The sequence below is a fragment of the Haloferula rosea genome (genome assembly GCF_016595525.1).
In the GTDB taxonomy this organism is placed as follows: Bacteria; Verrucomicrobiota; Verrucomicrobiia; order Verrucomicrobiales; family Akkermansiaceae; genus Haloferula; species Haloferula rosea.
The window spans coordinates 400525-411955 of the sequence record NZ_JAENII010000003.1 but is presented as its reverse complement, the minus strand read 5'-3'; the positions used below and the strand labels follow the sequence as shown (position 1 = coordinate 411955).

The following is an 11431-nucleotide window of genomic DNA, read 5'->3' as shown; positions in this document are numbered from 1 at the left end:
TCGAGCCATTGATCGTCTGCGGATGCGGCCCGCCATGAGGTCGCGGGATCTTCGTCGTTGGCTTTGAACGCTTCAAAGCCGGGGATCTTCTCAGTTTCGATATGCATCGACGAGGCACTCATGCGCGCGATCCGCGACAGGTTCGGGCCGCGGAACATCGGCTCGGGGAAACTCGTTACCGGCAGCTTGGAAACGCGGAAGTCATAGGATCCCGAGCCGACCTCGTAGATCACGTAGTTCCCGACGGCAGCGCTTGCTTCCGAGCCGAGATAGCGGACGCCGTCCGCCTCCTCCGCAGGCCCGCCGCCCTCCTCGACGTCCGACTTGTCGTTCGCGGGAAGGAACACCTTCGCCCGGCTGTTGACCGGCACCTCGATATGGAAACTCGCCCCTTCGCCGTTGCGTTTCCAATTCGAAACGATCGGCCCGTAGCCCGACACGAACTCGGTGTTCGCATACGTCAGGTCGCCGACCGGGGAGGGCTTGACGAGAAAGTGGCGCATGCCGGGTTTTTCAGGATCCGGGCGAATGCCGCCGAAGCCCATGATGAAGTAGCCTCCGATGCCGGTGTAGCAGGTATGGATGCGGCTGCCGCCCACCGACGACCAGCGCTCGGGCCAGGTCGTTTCGTCCTGGGCGAGGAAGTAGCCGTAGCTCGGATGGGCTTCATCCCGGAGGAGTTCGTAGATGAGATCCATCCGTTCGCCGTATTCGGTGAAGTAGCGGGTGTAGAGGCCCTGGCCGGAACTACCAGTATCGTAGTAGGGAAATTCGTAGAGCACTTCGTCCACGAGGCGGTCGTAAACCTTCTGTTTCTCGGATTCAGGCGGCACCCCGGCGATCAAAGCGAAGGCTTGGTTGACCTGTTGGCCGTTTCCATAGTCACCGGTGGCGGGATCGTAGAACTCGTCGTGGATCGCCTTGCGCTGCACCTTAAGCCGGTCCGCGTACTTTCTCGCGTCGTCGGTCTTTCCGAGGGCCGACGCGACTTTACCGGCAGTTTCGAGCATGAAGGCGTAGAGGCAGTTGTTGAAATGGTTGGCTTCGGGCGAGTTGGCGCTGTCCCAGAAATTTCCTTTCGGCGTGCACCAATCGCCCAGACCGGGGAACTCGCGCTTGCCCCGCTCGCCGACGATGAGGCTGCCGCCGGTCGAGTAGTTGGAGTGCTCGAACAGCCAGGTCATCCAACGCTCCATCGAGTCGTAGTTGTCTTCGAGGATCTTGATGTCTCCGAGCATGCGGTAGCTCGCCCAGACGGTGATGGGGCTGTTGGCCTTCCACATGAAGAAGGGGCGATCCTGCTCGTTGACGATGGCGCGGATCTGGCCGTCGTCGAACTGTGCGTCGCGCTGATATTGAAGATACTGGTCCATGTAGGCACCGCTCTCGAAGTTCGGCAGGGCGTCGCCATACATGGCGGCCACGGTGACTTCGCCCCAGCCGCGTCGTTCGCGGTGTGGGCAGTCCATGAGGATGCCGTCGAGGGTGTTGGCGAGGTAGGTATCGAGATTGATCAGGTAGATGCGATTGAGCAGTTCGCTCGAGCTCTCGAACTTGCTGATCTGTTTGCGGTCGTTGGTGATGACGTATCCGGCGATGTCCTCGAGATCTGGTTGGTAACCCAAGCCGGTGACGGTCACCCAGCGACCACCGGCGACATTGAAGCGGTTGGTGAAGGTCCCTTCGCCGGTCTCGTCGAAGATGTATTCGCTTTTCTGGCCATAACAACTGGGCCTTCCTGGCTCGATCCTGTTGGCGACCTCGAAGGTGACTGTTTGTCCGGCTGTGCCGTTACGGAGATTGATTTCGAAGTAGCCGGTGTAATTCCGCCCCATGTCGATGAGGTGGGTGCCGTCATCATTTTTGGAAATGGCTTTCGGGGTCACCTTCTGGAACTTCACCTGAGGCTCCACCATCTGGGCGCTCAGCGTTGCAGGAATCTTGCCTTTCCAGACTCCGGCATGGGGCCATTTGGCGTCGTCATAGTCGGCTTGGTTCCAGTCGGGAACCTGACGACGTGCGTCGATTCTTTCGCCTCCAAAGTCGAGGATATCCCATGGTCCGATGTATTCGCTGTGGCTCTTCCAGCACTTCCATGAGCGGTCGGATCCCAAGACCATCGTCTCGCTTTTGTCCTGGATCACGGCCTGTGCCTTGAAGGTGAAGGGAGGTTTCCGGTACTCTTTTACCCGTGGCCAGCGCGCCCAACCGGCGGCGTGCCAAACGGCAATCACGTTGTCGCCGGGCTTCAAGTATTCGGCGATGTCGTAGGTGAGATAGGGGAGGCGCTTCTTCATGAAAGAGAGCACCGGATTCATCACGCCATCGCCGACCTTCTGACCGTTCACGTAGAGTTCGTGATAGCCGAAGGATGCGAGATGGATCGTGGCGGATGAGGGGTTCTGCGCGAGCGTGAAGTTTTTGCGAAACCAATTATGGTCGGTCATCTTCTGATCCTTCTTGTGGATCCATTGGCCTTTCCAGTCTGTGGGGGCCAGCAGACCGATGGTGAACTTTGCCGGCTGACTCCAGTCCGAGAGTTTGCCGGTCGAATCATTGACCCGAACCTTCCAGTAACAATGCTGGCCCGATTCCAGTGGGACACCGGCATAGACGCGGTGCAAGGACTCGGAATCCTCTTTGCCGCCGCTGTCCCACAAGTCGCCGCGATTGGCCTCAAGCTTCTCCAAGCTGCTGGCGACGAGCACCTGATAGCCGGTTTGCCTCTGGCCGCGCTTGTTTTCGGAGTCCACAAGTTTCCAGCTCAGTCTTGGCTTGGTGTTGTCGATGCCGAGTGGATCGACGCGGTATTCGCAGCGCAGATCGGTGGGAGCCAGGGCTCCGAATCCTGCCAAGGTGAAACAGAGAGAAAGGAGAGCCAGAATCCCGAAAGACGGTCGCGTGGATGCAGGAATCATGTTTCTTCTAGGGTTGGATCTGTGGGAATCAATGAGCGCTTTGGCCGCCGATGTAGTTGCCGTATCCGATGATGATGGTGGAAAGAACTAGAATACCCAGGCCGATGAAGAGTCGGGTTTTGGCGCTTCGGCTGGCACCCTTCCACTCACCGAGGCAGAGTCCCCAGATCGAGCTGAACAGGATGATCGAGGCCATGTGCAGCGTCCACGAACTGAACTTGTAGTCGCCCATCTGAGTCTCGCCCATCGAGTAGAAGAAGAACTGGAAATACCAGACGACTCCCGCGAGGGCGGCGAAGCCATAGTTGAAGATCAGGGGGATCTGACGGGTGTCGGAGCCATCGGGCTCTGCGGTTTCCCTTTGCTTGGCGGCAAGGTATTCGTAGCACGTACGATTTCTGATGTTCAGGATCACGCACCAGATGAAGTTGGTGGTGAATCCGCCTAACAGAACAACGATGAGCACCGGTAGACCGCTCCAGATGGCATCGGTGCCATGCTCTTTTGAGATTTCACCGATGCGGTCGCCAGCGGCGAGGCCGAAGGCGAAGCAGGCACTCATGATGCCGGAGAAGGTCGCGACGAGGATTCCTTTCCTGAAGTTGAACTCCTTGACGGTGGTCTTCTTCTGTTCCTGATCCATTTCGCTCTCTTTGGCCTTTCCTGCGAGGGCGTTGATCACGATCCCGATCACGCAGACCACCAGCCCGGCGAGGACCCAGCGACCGCTGACCGGTTCGATGAGCTTGGCATGGAACTCGCCCTTGAAGAGGGGCGGAATCAGGGTGCCGAACACCGTGCAGTAGCCGAGCGCCACCGCCATGCCCAACGACATGCCGAGGTAGCGCATCGTCAGTCCGAAGGTCAGTCCGCCCATGCCCCACATCGCGCCGAAGAGGTAGGTATAGAACCAGGTCTCACGTGGTGTCTCTCGAAGGACGGCGACGACATCCTTGGTGTTGATCAGGGCGAAGACCCATGGGGCGATGATCCAGGAGAACACGCCGGCGACCAGCCAGGCGGTTTCCCAGGACCAGCGCTTGACGCCGCGGAAGGGGACGTAGAAGGACCCGGCGGCAAGACCGCCGAGCCAGTGAAAGAGAACGCCGAGAAGGGGATTCATGAGTTTTTGGGATGAGCTTGTTGAGGGTGTTAGATAACGTTGATCACTTGGATCTCGAGGAGTTCGCCGAGTTTCTCAATCTTGTCGGCGAGATGACCGATGCCAACCGCGCAGTGGTGGGCGGGTCCTGCGTCGTTCCAGCGGTTCACGAATTCCCTCGCTCCGCATTCGAATCGATAGCGGCTGTTGGTATTGCCGATCTCAAGGATCGGGCCGGCCACCGACTCGCCTTGAGCCACCAGTAGCGCGAGCTTTCCGCTGGGGCGCTCGATCACCGAGAGCAGGGTGACGGGACCGTGTTTGACCGCCATTTCGACCGAGACCCCTTTGCCGACCTTGCCGTGATAGACTTTGAGCGGCCGCACCTTGGTCTTGCCCTCGGCGATTGCGATGTGTCCTGGTCCGTCGTGACCCATCAGCACCACGTCGTCGTTGAAATCCATGGCGTAGTATTCGGTGAATGATCCCCCGGCACCGAAGAGGTCCATGATTTTCATCGCCTGCACGTTTTTCACTTCATACTCGCCCGCCACCGGAATGCCGCGCCCGGTGAGTTGTGAACTTCCGAGGATGATGGATTCGACCGCAGTTTCGTTTTCGCTGACGCCGGTGCCCTTGTAGTAGTAGGCCATCGATCCGAGACGGTGATCAGCCACCATCGCATCGAGCGCCACCGCGGTCCTCGCTGCTTCGGCGAGGTCTTCAGCCGGGCAGTCGGATTGGACGTCGAAGACCTGATGAAATTCCGCGACTCGGTCGGCGATCTCCGTTTCGATGACATCACGCCGCCGCGCGGCCAGTTCATCGACCTCGAGGATCTCGATGTGGGTTCCGAAGACGGCGCATTGCAAGGTCACGTCCGAGTAGATGTCCAGCATGCCGCTGTAGTAGTGGCCCATCAGGCCCAGACGGTTCTCCGCCATCACCGCAGCCACCCGTGCGGCTTCCACCCAGGCATCGATCTCGTCCCAGCAAATCGGGTCGTCGTGAAGGACGCCGGTGACCTGATGGAAACGGATGCCCGCACGCTGAAGAACGTTTGCGATCTCCGGGACGGGGCAGGCCGAACAGTGGGCCAACCATTCGCCTGTCATTTTGGTCCGGTCGCCGAGAGCGTTAAAGCTGGCGTAGTCGATCGCCGGAGCGGGGGCGAGATTCAGCACGATCACGGGAACCTTGGCGCGCCGCACCACCGGCAGCACCGTCGATGACAGCGCGTAGGTGGTGACGTGCAGGAAGATCAGGTCGACATCGGCGCGGCGCAGCTCCCGGCCAGCCTCGTAGGCGCGTTCGGGGCTGTCGACGAGGCCGACGTTGACGATCTCCACTCCGAGACGGCCGAGTTTCCTGGCGACGGTTTCGAGATCACCCTCAAGGCGCTGTTTCAGGCCCTCAAACTGCGGCCAGTAGGTATCGAGTCCGATCCCGAACAAGCCGATGCGCAGAGGTGTGTCACTCATGGTCCCAGATTAGAGGGTCGCCAATCTGAAGGGAATAGTCAGGATGATCATCACCATACAGAAAATGACTTTTTTATGGAGAATTACTTTCGCTATCTCCCGACGCCTCCGGAGCTTCTGAAATGGGGCTCGGTGCTGTCGGCATCCGGTTTCACCCGGGTGCCGCCTCATAGCTCATACCCACCGGCGGAACATCCTATGGATCATGCGCTTAACTGGGATCACGGGCGTGTCATCGAAGCGCTGCAGGTGGTCTTTCTGGCGGACGGTGGTGGAGTCATCGAAACGCGCTCAACCGAGCAGGAACGGGTCGAGGCAGGCATGGTGTTTTTGATCCTTCCGAATACCTGGCACCGCTACCGGCCTGATCCGGAGACCGGGTGGGTTGAGAGCTGGATCGAGGTTCGTGGACCAGTGGTTGATGGCTTGCTTGAGAATGAGGTCTTTCCGGAAGACCCGGTTCTCCGGCAGGGCGTGTTGGGTTCCGGGATCGAAGAAGCCCTCAACCGGATTCACCTGCGAGTGGGAGCCGACGAACCGGGAAGCCAGCCGGAGTTGGCGGCCCTTGCACTGCAGGTCCTTGCCCAATGCGCACGGGTTGCTGCCGGTCCTTCGGTGCTCTCTAACATCCAGCGTGCGGTTCATCGTGCCGAACGCTACCTCAGTGATCACTACCGCGAGCCGCTGAAGATCGAGTCTCTGGCAAAAGATCTCGGCGTCGCCTACTCGCACTTCCGTCGCGAATTTCGGAAGCACACGGGCTTCTCGCCATGGCGCTATGTAATCCACCTGCGTCTGACCCGTGCCCGTGCTTTGATGGCCTCTAGCGAGGCCACCCTCGATGACATCGCCGCGCAAACCGGTTTCAGCTCCGGCTTTCATCTATCCTCTTCGTTCAAGCAGGCTTACGGAATTGCTCCCGATCTGTGGCGGATAGCGACCATGGCCAAGGGACGCGGGCTATGATATTGATGCAGGGGTACTCGTTGGAGTCCTACATCTTCAAACTGAAGTCGTGTTTCCCCGCTCCGAGGATCTTGCTCATTCTGTGATTTGGGAATTCGATCGTGATGCTTGTGTTTGGAGGAACGATATCCATCAACTCGAGTGTCCCATTCGTCGAGCATCCAGCGAGTGCACAACTTGCGTGGAAGGCGATGAGGGGAGTGGAGGCTTTGCTGAGGTTCTTGAGCTGTCCTGATGGGAGAGGTTTCGCCATCCTGATTGGTTCAATCGGGAAGTGCTTCCATGGCCTTAGCCAGTTCCTTCCGGTCGGTGTCTGAGAGTTCTTCAACTGGGTAGGGGATCCATTTGCCGCGGACCTTGAGTTTGATGACATCGCTTCCCGCCTCGAAGCGGGCTTCGGCCCTGATGCTTTCTCCATTGCGGTTCTTCCAAGTGCGGAGCGGAATGGGAATGCCTGGTTCCGGTTCTGGTTCGGGTTGAGGTTCCGGCTTGGGTTCGGCTACGAGTTGTTCCCCGGAATCCTTCGGATTGATCGCGGCACCGGTGACGAGGATCATGGCGTCGTGGGTGACCGGCTTGGCGCCGAGATACATGCCCCAGCGAAAGCCGGTTTCGCCCTTGGGTCGATCGTAGCTTCCTGCGCCCTCCAGCTTGCCGTTGAAGTAGACTTCGTAGTCGTGGCCGTTCTCGCGGACCCGGATGTGGAAGGGTTTGCCGGTCATGTTACTGGCCAAGCGTTTGTCTTCGCCGCGACGATGGTTGAGATTCACATCGCCATTCTTGTTCATGTTGATCATGACGGACCAGTCGTTGATCGGATTCTTGGCCTGGAAGATCGAGCAGTTGTGCGGCTTGATGATTGTGTAGGTGGCGACCCACTCCTGCCAGCCGTCGCCTTTCTTCCATTTGAACTCGCTGAACGCCTCGATCCGGGCGGCGAGTCCGCGGGAATTTCGGACGTTCTCCTCGTCCTTGAAAAGTCGGAAGATCTGGGTGTTTCCATCCTCCTGATACCACCTCGACCACTTGGGGAAATCCTTCCGTCGAATCACGCTGTTGCCCAGGGTGTGGATCATGATGTCTTGGATCAGGGGCCGGCGGGCATTCGGGCCATCCTTAAGGAGCTCGTGGTTGATCGAAATTCTTGCGCCTTCGAATCCGGTTGCCGAATTCTTTCCTCTGGGCAAATCGCCGCTCTCCATCACCTCTTCGAAGCTTGGGTCGCTGCCTTTCTGGGTGTAGAAATCGTCCACGTTTCCCGCGATGGCACTCGTCTGGAGAACAGCACCGGCAAGCAGCGGGGCGGCTGCGGTCCGGACTGACAAGGTGTGTGGGAATCTTCGGGTCATGTGGTGGGTGTCCTTTCGGGACTGGTTGGGGAATTGCTTGGCGAGGACTGTCTTCAGAGTTCTTTAATTTTCAGCTCTCTCCACAGGATGGTGCCTTGCTTTCCTCCGTGAACCTGGAGCCCGATGAAGCCTTTCGGATACTCGTTCTTGTCATCGACCCAGTGGGCGGCGGGCTTGCCGTTGATCCAGGTTTTGAAGACGTTTCCCTCGACCTTGACGGTGATGCGATTCCAGCCGCTGCGGTCGATGATGTTCTTGAGCGGCTTGTGCGCGGGGGACTTGAGGGGATAGAGCCAACCGCCGCATGCCTGTCCGTAGATCCCTCCGGACCAGCCACGACCATTCTTGGCGAGGTCTTCCATTTCGACCTGGGGACCGAAGACGACGTCCGTTTTCTTTTCCTTGCGAGTGCGTGATCGAACTTGAACCCCGCTGTTTCCATCCACTTCCCATTTGGTCTCACAGGTGAAGATAAAGTCGGTGTAGTCCTTGTCGGTGCAGAGGAAGGTGCTGGGTCCCTTGCTGCAGGTTCCAACGATCACGCCATCCCTGACTTCGAATTTCATGGTTCCCTGCTTTGGCGTCCACCCCGTCAACGTCTCCCCGTCGAAGAGAGAAACGAAACCTTCCACCTTCAGGTCGGGTTCCGGGTCGTTGTTGATGAGTTGGGTTTCCACTTTTGGTGTGGATGTCTGCTTTTTGACCGGGTCGGCGGTGAGCAATCCGGTGGAGCCAGCGATCACGCCGAGAAGGGCTAGTGTTGCGAGTTGTCGTTTCATGATTGAGAAATGGTGAAATGGTAGAGTCCGGACCCAACTTCGTGCTTCAGCCAGGTCTGGCGGCCTTCCTTGCTGCTGCGGGTCCCCATTTCAATGACCTCGTCTCCTTCCATGAGTTGACGGCCTTCTCGATAGGGGAAGTAGAGCGTCGCCTTCGAGTTCGGAGGGACTTCGACGCTCCACTCGAATTGATCGTCGCTGTTCTTCCAGTCACTGCGGATGGTGCCGTAGGGCGACTCCATGCTGGTCTTGGCCCACTGGAGTTCCGAGGTGAGGTGGGGTTTCAGGGTGAAGCGCTTGTAGCCGGGTTGCTCGAAGGCTGGTTCGATACCGCCCACGGACTCGTGCATGAAGGCGGTGAAGCCACCCTGCATGGGGTGGTTGAAGGAGTTGCGATAGACCTCCTTGTCCCACTCGAATTGCCGCTCGGGCCAGGTGGAGAGACCCTGGTTCATGATGTAGGCGGGCCCGGGGAAGGTGGTGTCGGTGAGCATGCGGTAGGCGAGGGCTTCCTGATCGTTCTCCGCGAGGACAGTGTAGAAATGGCGCAGGCCGTGGATGCCGCAGGAATGGTGGCCGTCGTGGAGTTCCTCGATGTCATGGAGCAGCGCGGCCATGCGATCCGCGACCTGATCTTCAGGTGTCATGCCGAAGCGGAGTGCCATCACGGTGGCGGTTTGGCTGCCGTAGTGCTGGTGCTTCGAGCCCTTGACCGGCTTGAGCCAGGTCTTATGGAAGGCGCGGTTGATGTTCTCCGCTTCCTTGAAGCACCAATCGGCATACTTCGTATCACCCATTTCGCGAGCCATCTTTCCGGTGATCTGGAGGGCTTCGTAGTAGAAGGCGGTGCCGGAAACGTGGGGATGGCATTCCATGAATTCCGGAGCAGCTTTCCGGTCCCAGCGTGGCGGGCACCAGTCGCCGAGGCCATCCGCGATGATGCCGTCCTTGTTCTTAAAGCTCCCGTAGTAGGTGATGAAATCCTTAATGTGGGGGTAGTGCTCCCTGAAGACATCGAGGTCGCCGGTGTGCAGATACATCCGCCAGGGGACGATCACGTAGGCGACGGCCCAGTCGATGTTGCCGACGCGGTTGGCGCGCTTCCCAGGGGAGACCATGGGGGGGACGCCGGGGCGATTCTTCAGGAATTTCCGGACGCGTGCATCCTTGGTCAGGCTGTCTTCGATATCCCACATGAACTTGGTGAAGAAACGGCTCATGTCGTAGCTGTAGAAGCTGATGTCGGCGGCGGCGTGGGCGTCGCCAAGCCAGCCGCATTTTTCGCGGTGCGGGCAGTCCTCGGGGATCGAGTGCCAGTTGTCTTCCAGAGTAAGCAGGCTGGCCTGATACTGTTTGTTGAGCATTTCGTCCGAGCAGGAGAAATCGCCGGTTCGGCGGATCGCGCTGCGGATCATGAGGGCCTGGATGCTGTCCTTGGTCGGTGGTTCCTTCAGGCCACTGATTTCGACAAACTGGAAGCCGGTGTAGGTGAAACGCGGCGACCATGATTCCGGCCCGCCACCCTTGCAGATGTACCAAAGTTCGTGATCGCTTCCCGGTGCGCCGCCCATGGTTCGCATGTTCAGGCTCTTGCCGTCCTTGTTGAGGACTTCCGCCGGGACGATCTTGATCAGGTCGCCGGCCTGCTGGTCGACGGTGATCTCAACCGAGCCCGCAATGTTCTTGCCGAAATCGACGATGTATTTCCCCTCGCCGCTGGGGAACACCTTGACCGGATCGAGACGATCCATCACCTGAATCGGCGGGATCAACTGCGAGCGGAGCTTGTCGTCGGGGCAGGGGGCTGGTTGCTTGATGGCGGCCTGCCATTTCGAGTCATCGAAACCGGGTTTCGACCAATCAGGGATCTCGATGCGGGCGTCGTAGGTTTCGCCCCAGTAGATGTTGTCGAAGATGATCGGGCTTTGGGCGGTCTTCCAATCGGTGGTGGTTGCGAACTCAACACGGCTGCCGTCCTGATAGTCGATCACGAACTTGGCGCGCACCGAAGGTTTGCCGTATTTGAATGCGGGGTTAAAGGCGAGGTTCTGGCCGTAGAAGCCATTGCCGAGCCAGATGCCGAGTGCGTTGGTTCCGGAGGTGAGATGCTTCGTGATGTCGTGGGTGACGTAGAGCGTGTGCTTGTTGTAGTTCGTCTGACCCGGATCGAGGAGGTTTTCTCCGACCTTGCTGCCGTTGATGTAGAGTTCGAAGTAGCCGACGCCGCTGACGTAGGCTCTGGCGGAGCGGACTTCCTTGTCGAGGGCGACTTCCTTTCGCAGCAGGGGGGAGGGGAAGGCATCGAACTTTTTCTTCTCTTGAATTTGTTCGCGGGCCGAGTGCTCTGATTTGCGGGTATCGTCCGCGTGGCCGATCCACTGGGAGCCTTCCCAGTCGCTGGCTTCGAGCAGGGCCATTTCCCACGATGCGGGGGCGGACCAGTCGCCGGGTTGCTTGTCTTGATCCCAGACACGGACTTTCCAGAAGGCGCGTTGGCGACTCTCAAGTGGAGAGCCGCCGTAGGGAACGAGAATCGATTGCGAAGACTTCACACGACCGCTGTCCCACAAGTCGCCTTTGTCTTCGGCCAGGCGCTCCGCGCTGCTGGCGACCAGAACCTGATAGGCCGTTTGGGAAATGTCGCGGGCGTTCGGGTCCACGGGCCTGAGTTTCCAACTCAGCCGAGGTGTCGCCGTGTCGAGTTGGATCGGGTTGACGAGATATTCCGTCTTCAATTCGTCGATCCCGACGTTCATCGCGGATGCGGTACCGGAAGCGAAGAGGAAGAGGATCCCCGAGTAGAGGAGAGGGATGTATTGTCTGGTTTGCATGGATA

Annotated in this window: 7 protein-coding genes; 1 reads left to right on the top strand and 6 read right to left on the bottom strand. The window is 58.9% G+C overall.

Going from position 1 to position 11431, the window contains the following annotated elements; all coding sequences use genetic code 11:
• From JIN81_RS06160 to JIN81_RS06150, 3 genes are all read right to left on the bottom strand, one after another.
• Positions 1–2918, bottom strand: a 2918-nt coding sequence (locus JIN81_RS06160; RefSeq protein ID WP_200277706.1) for a family 78 glycoside hydrolase catalytic domain, incomplete at its 3' end; no start/stop codon positions are given.
• Positions 2919–2946: 28 nt separating this feature from the next.
• Positions 2947–4041 (bottom strand): L-rhamnose/proton symporter RhaT, encoded by a 1095-nt coding sequence (rhaT, locus tag JIN81_RS06155; protein WP_200277704.1) that lies wholly within the window; start codon positions 4039–4041, stop codon positions 2947–2949.
• A 29-nt stretch (positions 4042–4070) separates the two neighbouring features.
• On the bottom strand, positions 4071–5501 hold the full coding sequence (locus JIN81_RS06150; RefSeq protein WP_200277702.1) for a hypothetical protein: 1431 nt from the start codon (positions 5499–5501) through the stop codon (positions 4071–4073).
• A 198-nt stretch (positions 5502–5699) separates the two neighbouring features.
• Between JIN81_RS06150 and JIN81_RS06145 the strand changes: the two genes are divergently transcribed.
• Positions 5700–6467, top strand: coding sequence for an AraC family transcriptional regulator (locus JIN81_RS06145; RefSeq protein ID WP_200277700.1), 768 nt, complete (start codon positions 5700–5702; stop codon positions 6465–6467).
• Between the two features lie 263 nt (positions 6468–6730).
• Here JIN81_RS06145 and JIN81_RS06135 read toward each other — a convergent pair whose 3' ends face one another.
• The 3 genes from JIN81_RS06135 to JIN81_RS06125 are packed head-to-tail and all read right to left on the bottom strand — an operon-like array spanning position 6731 to position 11426.
• Entirely contained in the window at positions 6731–7816 is a 1086-nt protein-coding gene (locus tag JIN81_RS06135) for a hypothetical protein (protein ID WP_200277696.1), read from the bottom strand.
• A gap of 53 nt (positions 7817–7869) precedes the next feature.
• Positions 7870–8595, bottom strand: a complete 726-nt coding sequence (locus tag JIN81_RS06130; protein ID WP_200277694.1) for a 3-keto-disaccharide hydrolase — start codon at positions 8593–8595, stop codon at positions 7870–7872.
• Entirely contained in the window at positions 8592–11426 is a 2835-nt protein-coding gene (locus tag JIN81_RS06125) for a family 78 glycoside hydrolase catalytic domain (RefSeq protein WP_200277693.1), read from the bottom strand. The genes JIN81_RS06130 and JIN81_RS06125 overlap by 4 nt, the downstream gene beginning before the upstream one ends.
• Positions 11427–11431 lie beyond the last annotated feature (5 nt).

Bases quoted from the DNA above. Each gene is read 5' to 3' on its own strand.
- rhaT (WP_200277704.1), bottom strand. From the start codon at position 4,041: ATGAATCCCCTTCTCGGCGTTCTCTTTCACTGGCTCGGCGGTCTTGCC.
- JIN81_RS06150 (WP_200277702.1), bottom strand. From the start codon at position 5,501: ATGAGTGACACACCTCTGCGCATCGGCTTGTTCGGGATCGGACTCGAT.
- JIN81_RS06145 (WP_200277700.1), top strand. From the start codon at position 5,700: ATGGATCATGCGCTTAACTGGGATCACGGGCGTGTCATCGAAGCGCTG.
- JIN81_RS06135 (WP_200277696.1), bottom strand. From the start codon at position 7,816: ATGACCCGAAGATTCCCACACACCTTGTCAGTCCGGACCGCAGCCGCC.
- JIN81_RS06130 (WP_200277694.1), bottom strand. From the start codon at position 8,595: ATGAAACGACAACTCGCAACACTAGCCCTTCTCGGCGTGATCGCTGGC.
- JIN81_RS06125 (WP_200277693.1), bottom strand. From the start codon at position 11,426: ATGCAAACCAGACAATACATCCCTCTCCTCTACTCGGGGATCCTCTTC.